Here is a 23,668-nt window from a genome sequence, read left to right as displayed (position 1 = left end):
TCTGGGTATCCTCTTAGCGGCCGCGAATGACTTCGCGTTCGGTGTGCGCACGCGGCGCCGACTCAGGCTGGGTTTCTGCGGCTGGCGGCACCACCGGTGCACGGGTCTCCGCTTTGTCATTGCCGGCCTGCTGCATCAGCTTGTCCAGCGGCAGGTACAGCAGATTGTTGCCGGCCTTCTGATCCACGTACACCTTGCTGCTGTTGCTGAGCACCTGCTGCATCATGTCCAGGTACAGGCGATCACGCATCACCTTGGGCGACTTGCTGTATTCGGCCAGCACGCTCTGGAAGCGCGCGGCATCACCCTCGGCGGTGGAGACTACCCGCTGCTTGTAGCCTTCGGCTTCCTGCAGCAGTCGCGATGCCAGGCCCTGGGCCTTGGGCACCACGTCATTGGCGTAGGCCAGGCCTTCGTTGCGCAGTTTTTCCTTGTCCTGACCGGCTTTCACCGCGTCGTCAAAGGCGGCGATCACCGGTTCCGGCGGTTGCACATCGTTGATGTTGACCTTGGCTACCCGCACACCCAGCCGGTAGCGGTCCAGGATGCCCTGCATGATGCCCTGGGTTTCCGCTGCCACCTGGCCACGGCCCTCGTTCAGCACGAAGTCCACCCGATTGCGGCCAACCACTTCGCGGATGGCGGTTTCCGCCGCCTGCTTCACCACGTCCTGGGCGTCTTCTTCCAGCGCCAGGTTGTTGAACAGGAAGTCGCGCGCGTCTTTCACGTCGTACTGCACCGACAGCTGTACATCGATGATGTTCTGGTCTTCGGTGAGCATCAGCGACTCTTCCTGCACCCGGTTCTTGGCATTGCTGCGATAGCCGATTTCCACGCTGCGCAGCTGGGTCAGGTTGACGATTTCCACGGTCTCGAACGGCCATGGCGCATGCCACTGCAGGCCGGAATCGCTGGTGCGATCGTAACTGCCCAGTCGCAGCACCACGCCCTCTTCACGGGCATCCACCACGTAGAAACCGCTGGCCAGCCACAGGCCGCCCAGCACCAGCAGCAGGCCGGCGGCACCAAAGCGCATGCCGCTGCTGCCCAGGCGCGGGCCGCCACCATTGCCGCCGCCATCTGGTTGTTGCGGCTGCTGCGGCTGTCGTGGCTTGCCGCCCAGCAGGCGGGACAGTTTTTCGTTGAGTTGACGGAATACTTCGTCCAGATCCGGCGGGCCGTCGTTAGGTCCGCGATTGTTGTCATTCTGTGCCATGGCTATCTTCTTGTTGAGAATGCGTTGCTGTCGTTGAGGACACGCGTTCGGCAATCGCCTCCCGCAGGAGTTCCAGCCCGGCACCGGTCAGTGCCGACACCCGTACACCACTGATCTGGCCATGCTCGTCGCGGATACTCTCCGGCGGCAGCTCGCGCAGATCGGTCTTGTTCCACACCAGCAGCTGCGGAACGTCATCGGCGCCGATTTCCTGCAGCACCTTGTTCACTTCCTCGATCTGGCGGTCGCGGGTGTCGCTGGCGGAGTCCACCACGTGCAGCAGCAGGTCGGCGGAGATGGTTTCTTCCAGCGTGGCGCGGAATGCCGCCACCAGCGAGTGTGGCAGGTCGCGGATGAAGCCCACGGTATCCGATAGCACGATGGATACCTCAGGGTTGATGTACAAGCGGCGACTGGTGGTATCCAGCGTAGCGAACAACTGGTTGGCCGCATAGATATTGGCCTTGGTCAGCGCATTGAACAGCGTGGACTTGCCGGCGTTGGTATAGCCGACGATGGATACCGATGCCACGCCGGAACGCGCGCGCCCCTTGCGCTGGGTCTTGCGCTGCTTCTGCACCGTGGCCAGCCGCTCTTTCAGCGCCTTGACGCGGATGCCCAGCAGGCGGCGGTCGGTTTCCAGCTGGGTTTCCCCCGGGCCGCGCAGGCCGATACCGCCCTTCTGCCGCTCCAGGTGGGTCCAGCCGCGCACCAGGCGGGTGGCCATGTGCGACAGCTGCGCCAGCTCCACCTGCAGCTTGCCTTCGTGGCTACGGGCGCGCTGGGCAAAGATATCCAGGATCAGGCTGACGCGATCCACCACCCGGCACTGCATCTCGCGCTCCAGGTTACGCTCCTGGATAGGCTTGAGGTCGTGATTGAAGATCACCACATTGGCGCCGGTGGCGCGCACCATGGCGGCAATCTCCTCTACCTTGCCCTTGCCGGCGTACAGCGCCGCATCCGGGCGCTGGCGCTTGCCGCGCACGATGCCGCAGACGCCAACGCCGGCGCCCTTCACCAGTTCCACACATTCGGCCACGCCGTCTTCATAGTCGGCTTCGCCAAAATCCAGACATACCAGTACTGCCTGGTCACCCAGGTCGGGACGGTCAAACACGGGGAGGACTTTCAAGAAATGGGGGCTGGCCGATCAGCGATGATCGACCAGCCCCCGAGATGATGCGAAGGTCAGGCGTCCTGCGATTCCGACTTGGCAGTGTGATGCTCGTGCGGAATGTTTACCGGGCGGGCCGGTACCACAGTGGAGATGGCATGCTTGTACACCATCTGGGTCACGGTGTTTTTCAGCAGGACGACATACTGGTCAAAGGACTCGATCTGCCCTTGCAGCTTGATACCGTTTACCAGGTAGATGGATACCGGTACGTGTTCCTTGCGCAGGATGTTCAGAAACGGGTCTTGTAACATTTGCCCTTTGGCGCTCATTTTTTTGCTCCGATTTCTAAAGAGTTTTTGTAATTCAGTTCAAGCGGGCTGGTGCTAGCAGTCTTTTTAGCATAAAAAATTCCAGCCGACTATTTGAGGCCCTTGTGACGCATCAATCCGGGCTTGCCGCCTGTGGCTTCGACCTCAAACGGGTTGTCACTCGATTTGTACTGCACCCGCAGCGGCGTGCCCTGCAGATGGAACGCCTTGCGGAACATGCCTTCCAGGTAACGGGTATAGCTTTCCGGCACCCGGTCCAGCGCATTGCCGTGAATCACGATGATCGGCGGGTTCATGCCGCCCTGGTGCGCATAGCGCAGTTTGGGACGCACGGTACCGGCACGCGGCGGCTGCTGACGCTCGGTAGCCACCTGCAGGATGCGGGTCAGCTTGGGCGTTGGCAGCTTGCTCATCGCCGCCTTGTAGGCCGCATCGATGGACTTGAACAGATCGCCCACGCCGCGGCCTTCCAGCGCCGAGATGTAATGGAACTTGGCAAAATCCAGAAAGCCCAGCTTGCGCAGGATATCTCGCTTGATGGTGTCTTTCTGCTGAAGTTCCAGGTCTTCCCATTTATTTACCGCTACCACCAGCGCGCGGCCGGCTTCCAGCGCGAAACCGGCGATGGTGGCGTCCTGCTCGGAAATATCCAGCTGCGCATCCAGCACCAGTACCGCCACGTTGGCATCCTCGATCGCCTTCATGGTCTTGATCACCGAGAATTTCTCGATGGTTTCGTTGACCTTGCCACGACGACGCACGCCGGCGGTATCGATAATGGTGTATTTGCGGCCTTCGCGCTCGAAATCAATGTAGATACTGTCGCGCGTGGTGCCGGCCTGGTCGAAGGCAATCACGCGCTCCTCACCCAGGATCGCGTTCACCAGCGTGGATTTGCCCACGTTGGGACGACCGATGATGGCGAATTTCGGGTGATGGGTCTTGTCCTCTTCCTCGGCATCCGGGAAGAACTCCAGCACCATTTCCACCATTTCGCGCACGCCGTCGCCATGCGAGGCGGAAATGGCATACGGCTCGCCCAGCGCCAGCTCGTGGAATTCGGCGGTAGCCATGGCATGGCTGACCCCCTCGGCCTTGTTCACCGCCAGGAATACCGGCTGCTTGGCCTGGCGCAGACGATTGGCGATGATCTTGTCCTGCGGGGTGATGCCGGTACGGCCATCCACCAGGAACACGATGGCATCGGCCTCGTCCACTGCCTGCAGGGTCTGCTTGGCCATCTCGAACAGGATGCCCTCGTCCACCACCGGCTCGAAACCGCCGGTATCCACTACCAGGTACGGCTTGCTGCCGACCCGGCCGTGGCCGTAGTGGCGGTCGCGGGTAAGACCCGGCTGGTCCGCCACCAGCGCATCGCGCGAGCGGGTCAGCCGGTTGAACAGGGTTGATTTGCCCACATTGGGGCGGCCCACCAGGGCAATAGTTGGTTTCATCTTTTACAGCTTAGAGGGTCAGCGCAGCCAGGGTACCGTTATTACCGAATACGTAGGCGGTATCACCCAGCACCAGCGGACGGCTCATGGTGCCGCTGACATCGAGCCGGCTGCGGCCAACCATGTGTCCATCAAGCGGCGAAAGCAGGTGTGCATAGCCTTCGCCATCCAGCACCAGCAGCTGGTTACCCAGCTTCACCGGTGCGGTGACATTGCGATAGCGGAAGCCATCCTGCTTCCACAGGTTGCGACCGGACTCAATGTCGAATGCCCAGATCGCGCCATCTTCAGCGGTAACGTATACCGCGCCGGCATCCAGCGACAGGCCACGACTGCTGCCTACCTCACGTGCCCAGGCCAGTTGGCCGCCACGTGCCTCGAAGCAGGCGGTACGGCCCTGGAAGGCCACGGCGCACACGCGGCGGCCGTCGAATACCGGCTGGCTCACTACGTCGGTAACGCGTTCCAGCTCGCTGGCGCCACGCGGGTTGGCCACGGTTGCCTGCCACAGCTGGCGCCCCTGCTCCACCGCGTAGACGGCGATCTTGCCACCGGTTTCACCGGACAACAGCACATCGTCACCTTCGGTCTTGATCTGCGGCGAGGTGGCGCGCACGGTCAGCGACGGCAACGGCTGCCACTGGGTCCACAGCTGGCGGCCAGTGGCGCGGTCGAAGGCGGTGAGGCGGCCATCGCCGCTGCGGGTCACCAGCAGCTTGCCCGCCAGTTGCGGCGGCTCGGCCAGCTTGCTGGTCAGCGTCTGGCGCCATACTTCCTTGCCGCTTTGCGCATTCAGCGCCAGCAGTTCGCCGCCGACGGTACCGACAAACAGCAGGCCGTCCGCCACTGCCGGACCGGCGCTGAGCTCCTGCTTGAGGGCGAGACGGGAAACCGTGCGCCCGCTGAGCGCGTCCACTGCCTGCACCTGACCTTCGTCATTGGCCAGCCAGAAGTTGCCGGCGTCGTAGAACGGCTGGAACATGCCGGCCTTCACCGCCGGCACCGATGCCTGCCATTTCACCCGCAGCGACTGCTCCGGCTTGATGGAGACCAGGGCGGTCGGTTCGTTGGCATCCTCACCGGCAAACCAGGAGGCGCAGCCCGACAGCATGGGCAGGGCGATGGCGGTAGCAAGCAAGTAACGTTTCATGTCAGTTCCCCACTGAATCCAGCTTGGTCTGGATGAAGTCGCGAGCCGGAGCATCCGGCGCCGCCTTGGCCAGGGCAGCCTTATAGCTTTCGCGCGCCCCGTTATTGTCGCCACGCGCCACCAGCACATCCCCCTTCAGATCGAGGAACAGGCTGTCGAACGCGGCCGGATGCGGCGAATCCAGCTCGGCCAGAGCCGCATCATACTGTTTTTCGTCCAGCAGCACGGTAGCCAGACGCAGGCGCGCTACGGCCATCAGCGCCTCGTCACCCTGCTGCGCCAGCACCCACTTGAGCTGGGCGCGGGCAAAGCCAAGATCGTTCTGCTCGAAAGCCAGCTTGGCGGCCAGCAGTGCGCCATTGGCCGCCAGGATGGCCGACGGGTAATCGCGCTGCAGCAGTGCCACGGTGGATTTCACCTCGCCAAGCTTGCCGCCCTGCAGCTGGGTTTCCAGCTGGCTGTAGATCACCGCGGCGGCTTCGGCCTGGCTGCGCTGGTAGTACTGCCAGCCTTTGAAGCCGATAAAGCCCAGCGATACCGCCAGTACGGCGCCACCGATCAGCTTGCCCCACTGCGACCAGAACGCTTTCAGCGTGTCGATCTGTTCCTGTTCCTGCAAATCGTAGGCCATGGCCTTCCCCTTATTCAGCCTTGAAGCGGGCAACCGTGGCGGCCAGGTTGGCCGCAGACACGGTTTCCTGCGGCAGTTCGGCACGCAGCGGTTTAACCACCACCTGGCCGGCTGCCACTTCGTTTTCACCGATGATCAGCGCCACCACGGCGCCGCTGCCATCGGCCTTTTTCATCTGCGACTTGAAGCTGGCTTCGCCCATGTGCTGCACCACGCTCAGGCCAGCCTGGCGCAGCTGTTGCGCCAGCTGCATGCCATAGGCAGTGGCACCCTCGCCCTGGTTGACGATGAAGGCGTCCACGCTGCGGCGTGCCGGCAGCAGGTTCTTCTCGGCCAGCAACAGCAGCACGCGCTCCATGCCCATGCCAAAACCGATGCCCGGCGCCGGCTTGCCCCCCAGCTGCTCGATCAGGCCGTCGTAGCGGCCGCCGGCACACACGGTACCTTGCGAGCCCAGCTCGGTGGTTACCCACTCGAATACCGACTGGTTGTAGTAGTCGAGGCCGCGCACCAGGCGCGGGTTTTCCACGAATTCGATACCCAGCGCGGCGATCAGCGCCTTCCAGCCGTCGTAGTGGCGACGCGATTCCTCGCCCAGATAGTCGGTCAGCCGCGGCGCGGCGTTGGCCATTGCCTGCAGCGCCGGGTTCTTGGTGTCCAGCACGCGCAGCGGGTTGCTGTACAGGCGGCGCTTGCCGTCTTCATCCAGGATGTCGACATGGCCTTCCAGGTACTGGATCAGCGCTTCGCGGTGCGCGGCGCGCTCTTCCTTGTTGCCCAGGGTGTTGATTTCCAGGCGCACGCTGTCTGCCAGGCCGAGACGACGCCACAGCTCGGCGGTCATGGCAATGATTTCGGCATCGATATCCGGGCCGTTCATGCCCAGCGCTTCCACGCCGATCTGGTGGAACTGGCGATAGCGCCCCTTCTGCGGACGCTCGTGGCGGAACATCGGCCCGGTGTACCACAGCTTCTGCGTGGTGTTGTACAGCAGGTTGTGCTCCACCACCGCGCGCAGGGTGCCCGCAGTTCCTTCCGGGCGCAGGGTCAGCGAGTCGCCGTTCAGACTGTCGGTAAAGGAGTACATCTCCTTTTCGACGATGTCGGTCACTTCGCCGATGGAGCGCACGAACAGCGGCGTGGACTCGACGATGGGGGTGCGGATGTTCTGGTAGCCGTAATCGTGCAGCCAGCCGCGCAGCACGTTCTCGAAGTATTCCCACTGGTGCGACTCGGCGGGCAGCACGTCGTTCATGCCGCGAATCGCTTGTATTTTTTGTGCCATTGCTTGTTCCGGAACAGTCAGTTTCTTTACAGGTTGGCCGCCTTACAGCGACTTGATCGGGATGGTGCGGCTAAGCGGCTCGCGGCGCTTGGCACCACCCTCGCCGTAGCGGCTCTGCACGTAGTGGTCGACGATGGCCTTGAATTCGGCGGCGATGTTGTCGCCTTTCAGCGTGACATCCTTCTGGCCATCCACATATACCGGCGCCACCGGCACTTCACCGGTGCCCGGCAGGCTGATGCCGATGTCGGCGAGCTTGGATTCGCCGGGGCCATTCACCACACAGCCCATCACCGCCACCTTCATGTCCTCCACGCCCGGGTATTGCAGGCGCCATATCGGCATCTGCTCGCGCAGATACAGCTGGATGCTGTCGGCCAGTTCCTGGAAGAAGGTGCTGGTGGTACGGCCACAGCCGGGGCAGGCGGTGACCAGCGGAGTGAACGAGCGCAAACCCATGGTCTGCAGCAACTCCTGCGCCACGATCACTTCCCTGGTGCGCGCTTCGCCCGGCTGCGGGGTCAGCGAGATGCGGATGGTGTCGCCGATACCTTCCTGCAGCAGGATCGCCAGCGCGGCACTGGAGGCCACGATGCCCTTGCTGCCCATGCCGGCCTCGGTCAGGCCCAGGTGCAGCGGGAACTGGCAGCGGCTGCCCAGGTCGCGGTAGACGGTGATCAGGTCCTGCACGTTGCTGACCTTGCAGGACAGCAGGATGTGGTCAGGCGGCAGGCCAAGCTCCATTGCCTTGTCAGCGGATTCCAGCGCCGAGACGATCAGCGCCTCGCGCATCACCACTTCCAGCGCCTTGGGGTTGGCCGCACGGTTGTTGGCATCCAGCATGCGCGCCAGCAGTGCCTGATCCAGGCTGCCCCAGTTGACGCCGATACGCACCGGCTTGTCGTACTCGATCGCGGTGCGGATCATGTAGGCGAACTTTTCGTCGCCCTTGGCGCCCTTGCCGACATTGCCCGGGTTGATGCGGTACTTGGCCAGCGCGCGGGCGCAGTCGGGGAATTCCTTCAACAGGCGCTCGCCATTGAAATGGAAGTCGCCTACCAGCGGCACATTGCTGCCCATGTCGTCCAGCCGCTGGCGGATCTCGGCCACCCTGGCGGCGGCTTCCGGGCTGTTGACGGTGATGCGCACCACCTCGGAGCCGGCTTGCGCCAGCTCGTATACCTGCTGCGCGGTAGCTGCGGCATCGGCGGTATCGGTATTGGTCATCGACTGCACCATTACCGGCTGCGCGGAGCCAACCAGTACGTGACCAATGGCGACCTGGTGGGTCTGACGGCGTTTGATTATTGCGTCCATCACTTGCTTCAGTTCAGTTCCAGTTTGGCCGTGGTGCCACGAATCTTGTCTTTCAGTTCCACCGCGGCGCCCTGGTAAGCCAGTTCCACCTGGGCGGCATTGCCGATCACCAGCTTGAACGGCGGCTGGCCGCTTACCTGCTTGCTGCTGCCAGCCGGCAGCAGGCCATAGATCAGGCGCTTACCCTTGGCATCGGTGACATTCACCCAGGTTTCACCACGGGCAGTCAGTTGTACGGTTTTCTCGCCTTCCGCCGCCACGGGTGCCGATGCCGGCTGCGGCGCTACCGCCTGCGGCGCACTGGCCACGCTGGCGGTGGCCAACGGGGCACTGGCCACGACCGGAGCAGCAGCCACCGGCGCGGATGCCAGCTGTGCCGGCGCGCTGGCTTCCACCAGCGGCACGCTCGCTTCTATTGCCAGCGGCTCGCTCTGGCTGCTAGCGGCACCATTCTGCCCCTGCAACCAGGCCACTACACCACCGGCGGCCAGCAGCGGCAGCAACCACAGCCACAGCTTGCCGCCCTTGCCGCTGGCGACGGCAGCCGCCTGCGGCTCGCGTTGCGGCTGCACGCTGGGTTCGACCTTGACTGCCGGGTAATGCACATCCAGCAACGACATCAGCTCGCCACTGTCCAGTTCCAGGAAGCGGGCGTAGTTACGCACAAAACCACGCACAAAGGTGGCGCCGGGCAGGCGATCAAAATCGCCGGCCTCGATGGCATCCAGCTGGCGGGGAGATAATTTGAGGCGGTCCACCACATCCAGCAGGCTCAGGCCGCGGGCTTCGCGGGCGCTGCGCAGTTGCTGTCCAACCTGTTGGGCGGGGGAGAGAGTCGAATCCTGAGGCTGCATGCTGTCTTCAGTTTCCACTTAGTAGCTGTTGGGTTTCGGGACTGTCGGGAAAGCGGTTCTTCAGCAGGGACGCCAGTTGCGTGGCGGTGGCCTCGTCATGCTTGAGGCGGGCCAGACGTACGCCCAGCCATAGCTCCGGCGCGTTATTGCGGCGCTGGTCCTTGCTGATGCGCTGGAAATAGAAATCGGCCATTTCCGCATTGTTGCGGTCCAGCGCCATGCGGGTCAGTTCCCGCAGTGCCGCCGGGTCATTCGGTGCGCGGCGCAGCGCGGCCAGCAGCAGCTGACTGGCCTCCTCGCCACGCTTCATGCGTTCCAGGCACAAGGCCTTGTTGACCATGGCGCTCTGCGGGGCATCGAAAAACGGGTCGGCCAGCGCTTGATCAAAACGCTGCAGCGCGTCGTCGAAACGGTTTCGGCTACACAGAAAGTAGCCGAAGTTGTTGTTGACTTCCGGGTTGCGACCATCGATGCGCAGCGCCTGCTGGAAGGCCTGCTCGGCCTCTTTGTCCACATTCAGCTGCATCAGGATCAGCGCCTTGGCCAGGTAGCCATGCTGATATCCGGGATCGAAGGCAATCGCCTGCTCGGCGTTTTCCATGGCAACACGCATGTTGCCGAACTTCATGTACTCGATGGCAAGCAAGGCACGCGTCTGCGCCAGTTCGCGCGGCGTGGCAGCGATGGCTACGGCCGGCACGGCGGCAAGCAGGCCGGCCAGCAACAGGGCAACAACGCGTGTCTTGAGCATCAGGTCCTTTCCTCGTTGATACGTATCCACTTTTCCTGGCGCCGGGTCTTGTCCTGCACCTGGCCGGCAAGCTGGCCGCAAGCGGCATCGATATCGTCGCCACGGGTCTTGCGCACCGTCACCACGAAGCCGGCTTCCTGCAGTATCTCGCGGAAGGCACGAATGGCGTTGTTGCTGGAGCGGTCGTAACCGGAATTCGGGAACGGGTTGAACGGAATCAGGTTGAACTTGCACGGTACGTCACGCACCAGCGCAATAAGTTCACGCGCATGTTCCGGTCTGTCGTTGACCCCGTCAAGCATCACGTATTCAAAGGTAATGAAATCGCGCGGCGCCTTTACCAGGTAGCGCTGGCAGGCCGCCATCAGCTCCTTGAGCGGGTATTTCTTGTTCAGCGGCACGATTTCGTCGCGGATGCGGTCGTTGGAAGCATGCAGGCTTACCGCCAGCGCCACCGGGCACGCCTCCTTCAGGCGGTCCATCTGCGGCACCATGCCGGAGGTGGATACCGTCACACGGCGGCGGCTCAGGCCGTAGCCGTGGTCGTCGAGCATGATCTGCAGCGCCGACACCACGTTGTCAAAGTTGGCCAGCGGCTCGCCCATACCCATCATCACCACGTTGGAGATGACGCGCTCGTTGCGCGGCGTAACGCCCATGGCCTTGTTGGCCCACCACAGCTGGCCGATGATCTCGGCGGTGCTGAGGTTGCGGTTGAAGCCCTGGCGACCGGTGGAGCAGAAGGTGCACTCCAGCGCACAGCCCACCTGAGATGATATGCACAAAGTGCCGCGGTCATCCTCGGGGATGAACACGGTTTCGACACCGTTGCCGGTGCCCACGTCCAGCAGCCACTTGCGGGTACCATCTTCGGACTCCTGCGACACCATCAGGTCCGGCACGCCCACGATGGCGGTATCGTGCAGCTTGGCACGCAGCCCCTTGGCAATGTCGGTCATGGCGTCGAAATCGGCTTCGCCCATCTGGTGCATCCAGCGCATGATCTGCTTGGCACGAAACGGCTTCTCGCCCATGGCGGCAAAGTGTTCGGTGAGCTGGGGCAGGTTGAAGTCGAGCAGGTTGGTCTTCATGGCAATACTCAAATAATGGCGGCCGCCAGTGGCGGCCGCCGGATACAGCTTAGCGTGCAGCGATTTCGGTAGCAGCGAAGAAGTAGGCTACTTCGATAGCAGCGTTTTCCAGGCTGTCGGAACCGTGTACGGCGTTGGCGTCGATGGAATCGGCGAAGTCGGCGCGGATGGTGCCGGCTTCTGCTTTCTTCGGATCGGTAGCGCCCATCAGTTCGCGGTTCTTCAGTACGGCGTTTTCACCTTCCAGCGCCTGGATCATTACCGGGCCGGAGATCATGAAGGACACCAGATCGTTGAAGAACGGGCGTTCCTTGTGCACGGCGTAGAAGCCTTCGGCTTCAGCGCGAGACAGTTGCTTCAGCTTGGCAGCCACAATCTTCAGGCCTGCGGATTCGAAGCGGTCGTAGATTTTGCCGATTACGTTCTTGGCAACTGCGTCCGGTTTGATGATGGACAGAGTACGTTCGATAGCCATATAAATCTCCCTGTTTACAAGCGAAATGGTTACACTTGACAGGCTCATAAACGAGCCTGCGGGTCACCCAATTTTGAGGAACCCGGTATCTTACCAGTGTTCACCAGCCTTTGCTGCACTGAATTCGAGCCGATGAAACCCACACAACAAGAACCGCATCGCAACACCGATCTCCCCGCCACCGGCCTGTCGCCGGAAATGCGCAAACGCTTGGCTATCGCCGGCGGCCTGGTAGCAGTGGCGCTGGCCGCCATCCCGCTGCTGGAATCATTCAGCGCCAGCGACAAGACCATCCCGGCCAGCAACGTCGGCAGCTCCGGCCGCATTGTCAGCAAGGAAGAACCGCTCGCCGCCTCGGCCCCCAGCCTGGTCATCGCCCAGCTGCCAGACAGCAGTGCCGCAGCCAGCAGTGCGCCAGTAGCCAGCCCGGCAACGGACAGCCGCCCGGCCGCACCGTCTCCCGGCAGCCCACTACCCGCCACACCGGCTCCCGGCACCATGACGCCCCCCGCCGGCACCACTGCGCCGCCTGCCGCCAAACCAGCACTTGCGGCCAACCCCAGGCCGGCAGCCACCACCGCAGCTACCCCGCCCGTAGCCACCAGCCCTGCCCCCAAACCGGCACCAGCGCCACTGGCAATGCGCAAGGCCGCCCCTGCCCTCCAGGAAGACGCCGCCGCGGCGATCGCCCCCAGCGCCCCCCAGGTGGCACCACGGGTGATGCCCACCCTGCCGGGCAGCAAGAGCAGCTCGCCATCGCTGGGCTACCAGGTACAACTGGGGCTATTCAGCAGTTCGACGAACGCAGAGAAACTGGTTGCCGACCTGAAAAAGCAAGGCCTGGCCGCCCGTACCGAGACCCGGGTACAACTGGGCCCGTTCCGCACCCGCGCCGAAGCCGAAGAGGCAATGCAGCGCCTGCGTGAACTGGGCTACCAGCCGATGCTGATACCCATCGGCACCCACTGAGCCGACGAGCACCACAAAAGACACAAGGCCGCAGCAAGCTGCGGCCTTGTTGCATCCTGTGATCCCGGATCAGGTCTCCACCACGCCATCGCCAATCTTGAAGTTGTCCACCAGATGCGGCAGCTGCAGATAGCTCTGCGACTGCATCTCGGTAAGCCGGCTGGCAGTGCGGAAAAACTCGCTGGCCTGCACGCCATCGGTATACACCTGCTCCGCCGGCACCGCGCTGGAGGCCACCAGCTTGACACGATGGTCGTAAAACACGTCCACCAGCCAGGTCAGGCGGCGGGCAATGGCGGCATCGCGCGCCTCCAGTTTCGGAATGTCGGACACGAACACGGTGTGATATTCACTGGCGATTTCCAGGTAGTCGGTCTGCGCCCGCGGCCCGTCGCAAATGGCGCGAAAATCAAACCAGATCACCCCCGGCGCATGGCGCCTGAGCGGGATCTCCCGCCCCAGCACCGTCAGCACATGCGGCAGCTCGGTCGCCGCCCCGGCCAGGCGATCGAACATCAGCTCCATGCGTGCCGCAGCATCATCGCCGGCCGGCACCAGGAACAGCGGCTCGCGGGTAAGCTCGCGCAGCCGGTAGTCGTTGCCACCATCGACATTGATCACATCCAGGTTAGCCTGCAACAGCGCAATGGTCGGCAGGAAGTTGCTGCGCATCAGACCATTGGGGTACAGCCCTTCCGGCGGGTAGTTGGAGGTCATCACACAGATCACACCATGCTCGAACAGCGCGGAAAACAGCCGCCCCAGGATCATGGCGTCGGCAATGTCGCTGACGTGGAATTCGTCGAAACACAACAGGCGCACATCATGGGCAATGCGCTCCGCCACTGTCTTCAGCGGGTCCGCTTCGCTGGACAGGGTGCGCAGCTGCTTGTGAATCTCGGCCATGAAATGGTGGAAATGCACCCGCCGCTTGCGACGATAGCCAACGCAGCCATAGAAGGCATCCATCAGGAAGCTCTTGCCGCGCCCCACCCCACCCCACAGGTACAGGCCACGCGGTACCGGCGGCTTGCGCAAGCTACGCCCCAGGAAGCGATTGCGCTTGCCCTTGAAATCCAGCAGCGACTCCCACAGCGTTTCCAGCTGCTCGATGGCAGCAGCCTGAGCGTCGTCGTGAATGAAGCCCGGCTGCCGGCTGGCAGCCTGGTACCAGGAACGGGGGCTGAGCGAGCCGTCGTCGGGCGGCGAAAATACGTGTTGGGACATGATTGGTGCTGATCAGGGTTGGCCGCACACTGCGACCAACATGGCTTCAGGAAAACAGACCGGTGGACAGATAGCGGTCACCGCGGTCACATACAATGGAGACGATTACGGCATTCTGCAATTGTTCGTTCAGCCGCAGCGCCACTGCCAGCGCACCACCGGACGACGGACCAGCCAGGATACCCTCCTCGCGCGCCAGGCGGCGGGCGGTGTCCTCGGCAGTGTGCTGATCCACCAGCTCCAGTTGATCGATACGCGAGAAATCGCAGATGCTGGGCAGGTATTCGTCCTCCCACTTGCGGATGCCCGGGATCTGGCTACCTGCCTGCGGCTGCACGCCAATTATCTGAATGGCAGGATTCTGCTGTTTGAGGTAGCTACTGGTACCCATGATGGTGCCGGTGGTACCCATGCTGGATACAAAGTGCGTCACCGTGCCGGCGGTGTCGCGCCAGATTTCCGGCCCGGTCCCTTCGATATGCGCCAGCGGATTATCCGGATTGCCGAACTGGTCGAGGATGCGGCCAACCCCGGCAGCTTCCAGCCGGCGCGCCTCATCGATGGCGCCAGGCATGGATTGCTCTTTCGGCGTCAGCAGCACCTCGGCGCCATAGGCACGCATGGTATCCACCCGCTCCTGGCTGGAGTTCTCCGGCATCACCAGGATCATCTTGTAACCCATCATGGTGGCAGCCATCGCCAGCGCGATGCCGGTATTGCCACTGGTAGGCTCGATCAGGGTATCGCCCGGTTTGATCTCGCCGCGCGCCTCGGCATGACGGATCATCGACAGCGCCGGCCTATCCTTCACCGAGCCGGCCGGGTTATTGCCTTCCAGCTTGAGCAGCACCACGTTGCTGCTGTTGCCGGGCATGCGCTTGAGGCGCACCAGCGGGGTATTGCCGACAAAGTCTTCCAGGTACTTGAATTGAGGCAGGGTCATCACGCATCTCCTTGATGCGGCGCATTATACCGGCTTGCCGCCACCCCGTTTCAGCACCACAGGAACGACAGCGGCAAGCAAAGCGTTTTTTTACAAAAATTCAGCCACTTAGCACATAGCCGCGCCTTGGAATTTTGTGGCACTTGAATATAACCGCACGGCAAGACCGCCGAGGCCCCGCCTGCGCCGGCCTGGCAGCCAAGAAAAAAGCGGCCACGCGGGCCGCTTTCTCAGTCCTATGGAAGCGACTTACTTCTGGTACACCGGGAAGCGGTGGCACAGCTCGGTGGCTTCCTTGGCCACGCGCGCCAGCACGGCTTCGTCGTTCGGATTGTCCAGCACGTCGGCAACCAGGTTGGCCACGATGCGGGCTTCGTCTTCCTTGAAGCCGCGGGTGGTGATGGCCGGGGAGCCGATACGGATGCCGGAGGTCACGAACGGGCTTTCCGGGTCGTTCGGAATGGCGTTCTTGTTCACGGTGATGTGCGCCTTGCCCAGTGCAGCGTCGGCAGCCTTGCCGGTGAGCCCCTTGGCACGCAGGTCAACCAGGAACACATGGCTTTCGGTGCGGCCGGACACGATGCGCAGACCGCGCTCGGCCAGGGTACGCGCCATCACGTCGGCGTTCTTGATTACCTGAGCCTGGTATTCCTTGAATTCCGGGGTCAGCGCTTCCTTGAACGCCACCGCCTTGGCGGCGATCACGTGCATCAGCGGGCCGCCCTGCAGGGTCGGGAACACGTTGCTGTTCAGCGATTTCTCGAACTCAGCCTTGGCCAGGATGATGCCGCCACGCGGACCACGCAGGGTCTTGTGGGTGGTGGAGGTCACGAAGTCGGCGTGCGGCACCGGGTTCGGGTACAGGCCGGCAGCTACCAGACCGGCGTAGTGCGCCATGTCCACCATGAAGTAGGCGCCACATTTCTTGGCGATCTGACCCATGCGCTCGAAGTCGAAACGCAGCGCGAAGGCGGAAGCGCCACCGATGATCAGCTTCGGCTTGGTTTCCATCGCTACGCGCTCCATGTCGTCGTAGTCGATTTCTTCCTTGTCGTTCAGACCGTAGGCCACGATGTTGAACATCTTGCCGGACAGGTTGGCCGGGGAACCGTGGGTCAGGTGACCACCGTGGCCCAGGTTCATGCCCATCACGGTGTCACCCGGCTTCAGGATGGAGAAGTACACCGCCTGGTTGGCCTGCGAGCCGGAGTGCGGCTGCACGTTGGCGTACTCGGCGCCGAACAGCTGCTTCACGCGGTCGATGGCCAGCTGCTCCACCACGTCAACGTATTCGCAACCACCGTAGAAGCGCTTGCCCGGGTAGCCTTCGGCGTACTTGTTGGTCAGCTGGGAGCCCTGGGCTTCCATCACCGCGCGGCTAGTGTAGTTTTCGGAAGCGATCAGCTCGATGTGATCTTCCTGGCGCTGTACCTCGCCGGCGATGGCGGCGGCGAGTTCCGGGTCGTACTGGGCGATTTTGATATCAGCAAACATCGTTGACTTTCCATCAATGGGTTATGGATCGGGAAATTCTACTGCATTCCGGAGACAGCCCGAAATGAACAAATGGCAAACCAAGCATGAATACGTTTCATCTTGATCTGCCATTTCAAATACTTACTGCAGGGTGCGCTGTACCGGCCAGTCATCGGCGGTGAAGAACAGCGGAATACCATTCTGCTGTTCCGGCTGCAATTGCGGCACCACGCGCACATCGCTTACCTGGCATTCCGCCATCAGCATGCGGAAGCTGGTTTCGATCTGCGCCACCACGTCCTGCGCCGCCAGCGGCCACACAAAACCACCCCAGTCTTTTTCATTACCCGTAGCAGAGACAGTGAAATGCAGCTCGCCGTTGTCGTGTGCCGACACGATAGCCACCGGCTCTTCGCCCTGGTCGCGCAGCTTGCGGATCTGCGTGCTGGCAAACACCTGCAGCGCCACTTCCAGCCGCGCCTGGTTGGCCGCAACAATCGCCTGCATCAGCGGCATTGGCACGCGCGGAATCGGGAACAGCGTCACGCCGTCGGTTTTCAGCTCTTCGCCGAGGAACTTCATCAGCGGCACACCCCAGGCGCCCACGCTGCCACCCAGCTTCACCGGCGGCTCGGCGCCCTCTTCGCGGATCGCCACGCCCAGCAGGTAACGCAGGAACACGCCTTCGTCTTTCGCCGTGATGGCAGCCGGCTGCAACTCCAGCGGCAGCCCGCGCGCGGCATCGGCCAGCTGGCGGGTGTAACGGTAAATCTGCGCGGAGGAAATACCCACCACCGCATCCGGATGCAGCAGCTTGCCGGACAGGAACACCTCGGCCCCTGCGGCAAATACGCCGTGCTCGCGGAAAATGGCGTTCAGGCCATCCACATCGGCAATGCGCTCCGGCAGGGTTGCCTTGCTCTTGCTGCCGATCACCAGCACCACCGGCACGGCAAAGATCACCGCGTGGCGGCCGCTCTCCGGCCGTTCGGCGGCATCGCGCAGCGCATCCCACAGTATCTGGTAGATCTGCTGCGAGGTCACCATGGCCAGCGCCACTGATAAGGACAACAGTTCCTCACGCTCCAGCAGCTCTACCAGACTGGCGCGCAGATTATTGCGCCACAGCTCGCGCTCGTCCTCGCTCACCGCCTTGGCAATCAGCTCGGCGTGATGAATCAGCATATTGGAAGGGGAAGACTCGGGATACTGACGCGGATCGGGCAAAACCGGAGTGAAATCGCTCATGACTGGACCAGTGACAAATGGCGTATGCGGCAAAGACGCCATTGTCGCACAGCTTACCTGCGGACGGGAGGCCAACACGGCTCCCTGAGTCACAAGCAAGCGCTCGATTTTCGCTTTCAAACAAATTTGTGTTCACGGCGCGACAAAATGTTATGTTTTTTGCGCTTTTGCAAATTGTATACATTGACACCATGCACCATCATCGGGATAATCCCACCTCGTTGAGATGCAGCAATTGCTTCTTGATAGTTTCTCCTCTATTTCTCCTTTGTAGACTTGGCGCGGGCATCAAACCCCGCGCATTTTTTTTGCCCGCCGTCCGGCAACCCATCCATATCAAGCACTTAGCCAACAGCACTTCCTGCTGCCGCTACCGTATTCCTCGACCTTTTTTCCGCATCGACATCCGCAATCCAGTCGGCATGCACCGCAATCGCGCCGCAGCATGCGACATGCACCATGACGATGCATTACTTCTTTTCCGCAAACAAATTTTCTAAAACGAACAAAAAAGAAAGCCGAATCCGCATTGCGGACTCGGCAAAGTGCATGAACGATCAGGGGAGGAAACGTCTGAGTGACGTTCAACACTTTGGTCAGCCCTATGGCGGCAAAGTTCCGGCCATTTGGCTGATGCTATGACGTTGGCCGCAAGCCATGGCAATGCGACAATCCGGTCTTTGCCCTGCCTGCTGCCATCCAGATGACCTCAGCCACCTTTTTCTGGCACGACTACGAGACCTTCGGCGCCGTGCCGCGCAGCGACCGCCCATCGCAGTTTGCCGGCATCCGCACCGACGCCGAGCTGAACGAGATCGGCGAACCGGTAATGCTGTATTGCCAGCAAGCACCGGACTACCTGCCAGCGCCGGAAGCCTGCCTGCTCACCGGCATCACCCCGCAGCAATGCCAGCAGCTGGGTGTGCCGGAGCAGCAGTTTGCCGCCGCCATCGAAGCCGAGCTGGCCACCCCGGGCACCATAGGCGTGGGCTACAACTCGATCCGCTTCGATGACGAAGTCACCCGCTTCCTGTTCTGGCGCAACCTGATCGACCCCTACGCGCGCGAGTGGCAACACGGCTGCGGGCGCTGGGATCTGCTGGACGTGGTACGCGCCACTTATGCGCTGCGCCCGGACGGCATCGAGTGGCCGCGGCATGAGGACGGCCAGGTCAGTTTCAAGCTGGAGCATCTGTCCGCGGCCAACGGCCTGCTGCATGAGGCGGCACACGATGCGCTGTCCGACGTGCGCGCCACCATTGGCCTGGCCCGGCTGATCCGCAGCCGCCAGCCGCGGCTGTTCGACTTCTGCCTGTCACTGCGGCAGAAGGATGCCGTGCGTCACCAGCTGTCGCTGCACGCACCGCGCCCGCTGATCCACATATCCGGCATGTTCGGCACCGCGCGCGGCAATCTGGCCATCGTCTGGCCGCTCGCGGAACACCCCACCAATAAAAACGAGGTGCTGGTCTGGGATCTGCAGCACGATCCTTCCGAATTGCCGCAGCTATCGGCAGAAGACATTCGCCTGCGAATGTTCAGCCGCAGCGCCGACCTGCCGGAAGGTGTAAGCCGCCTGCCGATCAAGGGCCTGCACATCAACAAGTCGCCCATCGTGGTACAGGACTTGCGCGTGCTCTCCCCCGGCCGTGCCGCCGAACTGGGCATCGACATGGCACTGATCGAACGCCACGCAGCCCGCGCGGCGACGTTGCCGAAACTGGATGCGCTGTGGCGCCTGGTATACCAGCGCGAGGCTGGCGAAATACCGGACGTGGACGAGAATTTGTACGGCGGTTTTGTCAGCCCGCACGACCGCCGGCTGCTGAGCCGGCTGCGCCAGCTATCCGCCGCGCAGTTGGCCGCAGAACGCCCGCAGTTCGATGACAGCCAGCTCGGCCGCCTGCTGTGGCGCTACCGGGCCCGCAACTTTCCGCACAGCCTGTCGCCGCAGGAGCAGCGCCACTGGCATGACTGGTGCGCGCAAAAGCTCAGCAGCGGCCAACCCGGCAACCGCAGCCACGCCAGTTTCCGGCAGGAGCTGGCACAGCTGGCAATCGATGCCACGCCGGCACAGCAGGGCATTCTGCAGGCGCTGGGCGCATGGGCGGCCAGCCTGCCGGGAGGCGGCAACTGAGCGGCACCGCCGGCCGGTCCACTTATTCAAAATGCAGATAAGCAATCTCTAAATTCGTCTAAAGAGGAATAACACCATCAGTTAGCATGGCTGCCAATCAATGATTCAGGCAGAAAGCACGGCATGGAGCTGGGATTCGTAATTGCGGGGCTGGTGGTGGGTTTCATCGTGGGCCTCACCGGCGTGGGCGGCGGTTCGCTGATGACCCCGATTCTGCTGTGGTTCGGCATCAACCCGGCTACCGCCGTGGGTACCGACCTGCTGTATGCCTGCATCACCAAGATGGGTGGCGTGGCCGTACACCACAAGCAGAAGCACATCGACTGGCGCATCACCGGCTATCTGGCTGCGGGCAGCCTGCCGGCAGCCATGCTCACCCTACTGGTGCTGCACTTCGTCAAGCTGGACACCCAGGCCGTCAACAGCCTGATCAAGGTGATGCTGGGCTTTGCGCTGATGCTTACCGCCTTCGCCATCCTGTTCAAGCCATTCATCCTGCGCCAGCTGGCGCGACTGCTGCCGGTGCGCCCGGAAGGTTATATGCCGGTGCAGGCTACCGTGATCACCGGCGTGGTACTGGGCGTGATCGTTACCCTCAGCTCGATTGGCGCCGGTGCACTGGGCACCCTGGCCATCTTCGCGCTGTACCCGCTGCTGCCTACCGCCCGCCTGGTAGGCACCGAGATCGCCCACGCGGTACCGCTGACGCTGGTGGCTGGCCTGGGCCATGCCAGCATGGGCAATATGGACTACGGCCTGCTGGGCCAGCTGCTGGTGGGTTCGCTGCCAGGCATCTGGCTGGGCAGCCACATGACCCGCCGCGTGGCCGAGCAATGGCTGCGCCCGGCACTGGCCATCATGATGGCGCTGATCGGTGCCAAACTGGTGATGTAACAGACATCAGCAACAGGCATGAAAATCGGCAGCGGGGTTTCCCTCGCTGCCGATTGCTTTTGCGGCCTAGCCAGGCGGCTTAATCCGCCATCATGCTTTGCAGGTAGTTCTGCAGGCCGACCTTCTCGATCAGGCCAAGCTGGGTTTCCAGCCAGTCCACGTGTTCTTCCTCGCTCTCCAGAATGCTCTCCAGCAAGTCGCGGCTCACGTAGTCCTTTACCGATTCACAGTAGTGGATGGCATCGCGCAGCAGCGGAATGGCTTCCAGCTCCAGCTTGAGATCGCACTCCAGCATTTCCTTGGTGTTTTCGCCAATGTACAGCTTGCCCAGATCCTGCAGATTGGGCAGGCCCTCCAGAAACAGGATGCGCTCGATCAGGCGATCGGCATGCTTCATCTCGTCGATGGATTCGTGGTACTCGTGCTCGTTCAGCTCTTTCAGGCCCCAGTTCTTGTACATGCGGGCATGCAGGAAGTACTGGTTGATGGCGGTGAGTTCGTTGCGCAGAATCTGGTTGAGGAATTTGATGACCTTCTTGTCGCCTTGCATGGACGCCGCTCCTGAGGGGGATTAAGTGCGTGGATTATGGCACATCGTCATGTCAGTACAAGGCGAGCGGGGCGTAGCCGAAGTGCGGTAATGCAGGGAGAGTGAGCCGGCAGGATGCTCAGGCGGCGGCCAGTTCCGGCTCGCTGATCTGCAGCAGGGTGTCCTTGCGCAGCTGGTTGGCCGCACAGGCGCAGCGGCCACAATCGGTGGCAACACCAAGCTCCTTTGCCAGATCGCGCATGCGGGTGGCACCATTGCAGACGGCGGCGCGGATGTCGCGGTCGGTAACACCGTGGCAGAGGCAGACGTACATGGATGACACCCGTATCAAGAATTAGTCTCAGTACGGAAATAATAAATATTGATGATAACGATTGTCAATTAGAATCAGGATCAGTGCCATGCAATGGAAACCAAATACCACAGTCGCCGCCATCATCGAGCGCAACGGCCGTTTTCTGATGGTGCATGAACACACCCCGCAGGGCGTGCGGCTGAACCAGCCGGCCGGCCACCTGGAATACGGCGAAACCCTGGCCGCTGCCGTGGCGCGCGAAGCACTGGAAGAAACCGGCTACCGCGCAGAGGCCACCGCGCTGGTGGGCATCTACCTGGCCGACAAGGAAGGCAGCGACGATATCACCTACCTGCGTTTTGCCTTTGCCTGCCAGGCGGCGGCACAAGCGGAACGCAGCCAGCTGGACGACGGCATCATTGAAGCGATCTGGCTGAGCGCCGACGAGATCCACGCCCGCCAGGCCAGTTGGCGCAGCCCGCTGGTGGGGCGCTGCCTGGACGACTACCTGGCCGGGCAGCGGCTGCCGCTGGCCGCCATTCATCACCACGGGCGCTGAACATGCGTCGCGCTGCCTGGCTTTGCTGGCTGGCCCTGCTGCCGCTGCCGGCCGGTGCGGCCGAGTTAACCCTCTGTTACCATTACGGTTGCGATCAGCAACGCCGGCTTGAACTGGGCGAGGATGCCCTCAGCTGGATGCAGCAGCGACTGCTGGCAGCCGACTCCGCGGCCGCCGAGCGGCTGGCACTGCAGGACGTGGTGCTGGCCTTCTACCAGCTGGCAGCCCAGCAGACTCCCGTCGCCACCGACCGTGGCGGCAATAATGAAGATGCCCGCCTGGCGGGCCGCATGGACTGCATCGACCACAGCCACAATATCGCGCAGTTGCTGCAGCTGCTGCAGCAGCGACAATGGCTGCGCTACCACCATAGCGCCGGTACCGTGTACCGCGCGCCGCTGCTGTTCAATCAGCACTACGCCGTTGGCCTGGATGCCATCGACAGCCCCGAGCGCTGGGTGATCGATGGCTGGCCACGAGATTTCGGGGCACCACCGCTGGTGGTGCCTCTTGCACTCTGGAAGGAAGGATTTTCCCCGTGACGGGTAAGAAACGTATTGTCGTCGGCATGTCCGGCGGTGTGGATTCGTCGGTAACCGCCTGGCTGCTGAAGCAGCAGGGGCACGAGGTGATCGGCGTGTTCATGCAGAACTGGGAAGACGACAACGACGATGAATACTGCTCCATCAAGCAGGACGCGCTGGACGCCATGAGCGTGGCCGACATCGTCGGCATCGACATGGAGATCGTCAACTTCGCCAAGGAATACAAGGACCGCGTGTTCTCGTACTTCCTCAAGGAATACTCGGCCGGCCGCACCCCGAACCCGGACGTGCTGTGCAATGCCGAGATCAAGTTCAAGGCCTTCCTCGACTACGCGCTGGAGCTGGGTGCCGACTGCATCGCCACCGGCCACTACGCGCGCAAGCTGGAACGCGACGGCGTGCACTACCTGATGAAGGGCGTGGACCCGGGCAAGGACCAGAGCTACTTTCTGTACCGCCTGCAGCAGCACCAGCTGGCCCGCGCACTGTTCCCGCTGGGCGATATCCACAAGAGCGAGGTGCGCCGCCTGGCCGAGGAAGCCGGCCTGCCCACCGCCGCCAAGAAGGACTCCACCGGCATCTGCTTCATCGGCGAGCGCCCGTTCCGCGAGTTCCTGCAGCGCTACCTTCCCACCAAGCCGGGCGAGATGATCACCCCGGACGGCAAGGTGGTTGGCGAGCACATCGGCCTGATGTACTACACCCTGGGCCAGCGCAAGGGCCTGAACATCGGCGGCAGCAAGGATGGCAGCGGCGAGCCGTGGTTCGTCGGCGGCAAGGATATTCCCGGTAACAAGCTGATCGTGGTGCAGGGCCATGACCACCCGCTGCTGCTGAAACCCGCGCTGCAGATGGACGACCTGTCGTGGACGCTGCCGCAGCCGCCGGCCGCCGGCGACTACGCCGCCAAGAACCGCTACCGCATGGCCGATGCCGCCTGCAGCCTGTCGCCCATCGTCGACGGCAAGGCCACGCTGACCTTCCGCGACAAGCAGTGGGCGGTCACCCCCGGCCAGTCCGCGGTGCTGTACGACGGCGATATCTGCCTGGGCGGCGGCATCATCCAGTAAGCCTGCATTTGCGGCCAACGTTGGCCGCAGCGCATGCCGACAAGGCCCCGCCACGCGGTAATGGTGTTCACTTAAGAAATTA

Annotated in this window: 25 protein-coding genes; 7 read left to right on the top strand and 18 right to left on the bottom strand. The window is 62.6% G+C overall.

Going from position 1 to position 23,668, the window contains the following annotated elements; genetic code table 11:
- Nucleotides 1–13: 13 nt before the first annotated feature.
- From hflK to ndk, 12 genes are all read right to left on the bottom strand, one after another.
- Nucleotides 14–1,216, bottom strand: a complete 1,203-nt coding sequence (gene hflK, locus ACFOKJ_RS06205; protein ID WP_390277550.1) for an FtsH protease activity modulator HflK — start codon at nt 1,214–1,216, stop codon at nt 14–16.
- Complete coding sequence (hflX, locus tag ACFOKJ_RS06200) at nt 1,203–2,336, bottom strand: GTPase HflX (protein WP_390277548.1); 1,134 nt, start codon at nt 2,334–2,336, stop codon at nt 1,203–1,205. The genes hflK and hflX overlap by 14 nt, the downstream gene beginning before the upstream one ends.
- Nucleotides 2,337–2,407: 71 nt before the next feature.
- A complete protein-coding gene (gene hfq / locus ACFOKJ_RS06195; RefSeq protein WP_390277547.1) occupies nt 2,408–2,665 on the bottom strand; it encodes an RNA chaperone Hfq in 258 nt (85 codons plus the stop codon).
- An 89-nt stretch (nt 2,666–2,754) separates the two neighbouring features.
- Complete coding sequence (der, locus tag ACFOKJ_RS06190; RefSeq protein ID WP_390277546.1) at nt 2,755–4,119, bottom strand: ribosome biogenesis GTPase Der; 1,365 nt, start codon at nt 4,117–4,119, stop codon at nt 2,755–2,757.
- A 10-nt stretch (nt 4,120–4,129) separates the two neighbouring features.
- The gene (bamB, locus tag ACFOKJ_RS06185) at nt 4,130–5,269 is read right to left on the bottom strand and encodes an outer membrane protein assembly factor BamB (RefSeq protein WP_390277545.1); all 1,140 of its coding nucleotides are present in this window, start codon (nt 5,267–5,269) and stop codon (nt 4,130–4,132) included.
- A 1-nt stretch (nt 5,270) separates the two neighbouring features.
- Nucleotides 5,271–5,900, bottom strand: coding sequence for a YfgM family protein (locus ACFOKJ_RS06180; protein ID WP_390277543.1), 630 nt, complete (start codon nt 5,898–5,900; stop codon nt 5,271–5,273).
- A gap of 10 nt (nt 5,901–5,910) precedes the next feature.
- A complete protein-coding gene (gene hisS / locus ACFOKJ_RS06175; RefSeq protein ID WP_390277541.1) occupies nt 5,911–7,185 on the bottom strand; it encodes a histidine--tRNA ligase in 1,275 nt (424 codons plus the stop codon).
- Nucleotides 7,186–7,227: 42 nt separating this feature from the next.
- Entirely contained in the window at nt 7,228–8,502 is a 1,275-nt protein-coding gene (gene ispG, locus ACFOKJ_RS06170) for a flavodoxin-dependent (E)-4-hydroxy-3-methylbut-2-enyl-diphosphate synthase (protein WP_390277539.1), read from the bottom strand.
- A gap of 8 nt (nt 8,503–8,510) precedes the next feature.
- Nucleotides 8,511–9,356, bottom strand: coding sequence for a helix-turn-helix domain-containing protein (locus ACFOKJ_RS06165; protein WP_390277538.1), 846 nt, complete (start codon nt 9,354–9,356; stop codon nt 8,511–8,513).
- 7 nt (nt 9,357–9,363) lie between these two features.
- The gene (pilW, locus tag ACFOKJ_RS06160) at nt 9,364–10,107 is read right to left on the bottom strand and encodes a type IV pilus biogenesis/stability protein PilW (protein ID WP_390277536.1); all 744 of its coding nucleotides are present in this window, start codon (nt 10,105–10,107) and stop codon (nt 9,364–9,366) included.
- Nucleotides 10,107–11,198 (bottom strand): 23S rRNA (adenine(2503)-C(2))-methyltransferase RlmN, encoded by a 1,092-nt coding sequence (gene rlmN, locus ACFOKJ_RS06155; RefSeq protein WP_390277534.1) that lies wholly within the window; start codon nt 11,196–11,198, stop codon nt 10,107–10,109. The genes pilW and rlmN overlap by 1 nt, the downstream gene beginning before the upstream one ends.
- A 49-nt stretch (nt 11,199–11,247) precedes the next feature.
- On the bottom strand, nt 11,248–11,673 hold the full coding sequence (ndk, locus tag ACFOKJ_RS06150) for a nucleoside-diphosphate kinase (RefSeq protein ID WP_174874670.1): 426 nt from the start codon (nt 11,671–11,673) through the stop codon (nt 11,248–11,250).
- A gap of 132 nt (nt 11,674–11,805) precedes the next feature.
- Between ndk and ACFOKJ_RS06145 the strand changes: the two genes are divergently transcribed.
- A complete protein-coding gene (locus tag ACFOKJ_RS06145; protein ID WP_390277532.1) occupies nt 11,806–12,642 on the top strand; it encodes an SPOR domain-containing protein in 837 nt (278 codons plus the stop codon).
- 69 nt (nt 12,643–12,711) lie between these two features.
- On the opposite strand, the gene zapE is transcribed toward ACFOKJ_RS06145, so the two are convergent.
- From zapE to ACFOKJ_RS06125, 4 genes are all read right to left on the bottom strand, one after another.
- Nucleotides 12,712–13,869 carry a cell division protein ZapE gene (gene zapE, locus ACFOKJ_RS06140; protein ID WP_390277530.1) on the bottom strand — a complete coding sequence of 386 codons (1,158 nt, stop codon included), beginning with the start codon at nt 13,867–13,869 and terminating at the stop codon, nt 12,712–12,714.
- Nucleotides 13,870–13,915: 46 nt separating this feature from the next.
- Nucleotides 13,916–14,812, bottom strand: coding sequence for a cysteine synthase CysM (cysM, locus tag ACFOKJ_RS06135; protein WP_390277528.1), 897 nt, complete (start codon nt 14,810–14,812; stop codon nt 13,916–13,918).
- Nucleotides 14,813–15,061: 249 nt separating this feature from the next.
- Complete coding sequence (glyA, locus tag ACFOKJ_RS06130) at nt 15,062–16,306, bottom strand: serine hydroxymethyltransferase (protein ID WP_390277525.1); 1,245 nt, start codon at nt 16,304–16,306, stop codon at nt 15,062–15,064.
- Between the two features lie 123 nt (nt 16,307–16,429).
- On the bottom strand, nt 16,430–17,536 hold the full coding sequence (locus ACFOKJ_RS06125) for a hypothetical protein (protein ID WP_390277524.1): 1,107 nt from the start codon (nt 17,534–17,536) through the stop codon (nt 16,430–16,432).
- A gap of 459 nt (nt 17,537–17,995) precedes the next feature.
- Here ACFOKJ_RS06125 and ACFOKJ_RS06120 point away from each other — a divergent pair, with 459 nt between their 5' ends.
- The 3 genes from ACFOKJ_RS06120 (at nt 17,996) to ACFOKJ_RS06110 (ending at nt 20,567) form a co-directional block, all read left to right on the top strand.
- Nucleotides 17,996–18,178 (top strand): hypothetical protein, encoded by a 183-nt coding sequence (locus tag ACFOKJ_RS06120; protein ID WP_390277522.1) that lies wholly within the window; start codon nt 17,996–17,998, stop codon nt 18,176–18,178.
- Between the two features lie 61 nt (nt 18,179–18,239).
- Nucleotides 18,240–19,673, top strand: coding sequence for an exodeoxyribonuclease I (gene sbcB, locus ACFOKJ_RS06115; protein ID WP_390277521.1), 1,434 nt, complete (start codon nt 18,240–18,242; stop codon nt 19,671–19,673).
- Nucleotides 19,674–19,796: 123 nt separating this feature from the next.
- Entirely contained in the window at nt 19,797–20,567 is a 771-nt protein-coding gene (locus ACFOKJ_RS06110; RefSeq protein ID WP_390277520.1) for a sulfite exporter TauE/SafE family protein, read from the top strand.
- A gap of 79 nt (nt 20,568–20,646) precedes the next feature.
- Here the strand turns inward: ACFOKJ_RS06110 and bfr are convergent, their stop codons facing one another.
- Both bfr and ACFOKJ_RS06100 read right to left on the bottom strand, forming a co-directional pair.
- The gene (gene bfr, locus ACFOKJ_RS06105) at nt 20,647–21,117 is read right to left on the bottom strand and encodes a bacterioferritin (protein WP_390277517.1); all 471 of its coding nucleotides are present in this window, start codon (nt 21,115–21,117) and stop codon (nt 20,647–20,649) included.
- Nucleotides 21,118–21,235: 118 nt separating this feature from the next.
- Nucleotides 21,236–21,430, bottom strand: coding sequence for a bacterioferritin-associated ferredoxin (locus ACFOKJ_RS06100; RefSeq protein WP_390277515.1), 195 nt, complete (start codon nt 21,428–21,430; stop codon nt 21,236–21,238).
- Nucleotides 21,431–21,518: 88 nt separating this feature from the next.
- On the opposite strand from ACFOKJ_RS06100, the gene ACFOKJ_RS06095 reads away from it, so the two are divergent.
- Genes ACFOKJ_RS06095 through mnmA form a run of 3 tightly spaced genes read left to right on the top strand, consistent with a single transcriptional unit; the run spans nt 21,519 to nt 23,586 of the window.
- Nucleotides 21,519–21,971: an NUDIX hydrolase gene (locus ACFOKJ_RS06095; RefSeq protein ID WP_390277513.1), complete on the top strand. Its 453-nt coding sequence runs from the start codon at nt 21,519–21,521 to the stop codon at nt 21,969–21,971.
- A 2-nt stretch (nt 21,972–21,973) separates the two neighbouring features.
- Nucleotides 21,974–22,513: a hypothetical protein gene (locus ACFOKJ_RS06090; protein ID WP_390277511.1), complete on the top strand. Its 540-nt coding sequence runs from the start codon at nt 21,974–21,976 to the stop codon at nt 22,511–22,513.
- On the top strand, nt 22,510–23,586 hold the full coding sequence (gene mnmA, locus ACFOKJ_RS06085; RefSeq protein WP_390277509.1) for a tRNA 2-thiouridine(34) synthase MnmA: 1,077 nt from the start codon (nt 22,510–22,512) through the stop codon (nt 23,584–23,586). Before ACFOKJ_RS06090 ends, mnmA begins: the two co-directional genes overlap by 4 nt.
- Nucleotides 23,587–23,668 lie beyond the last annotated feature (82 nt).

Origin of the sequence: Vogesella amnigena (genome assembly GCF_042648905.1) — a bacterium.
GTDB classification, from domain to species: domain Bacteria; phylum Pseudomonadota; class Gammaproteobacteria; order Burkholderiales; family Chromobacteriaceae; genus Vogesella; species Vogesella amnigena.
This window is presented reverse-complemented; position numbering and strand designations above follow the sequence as displayed.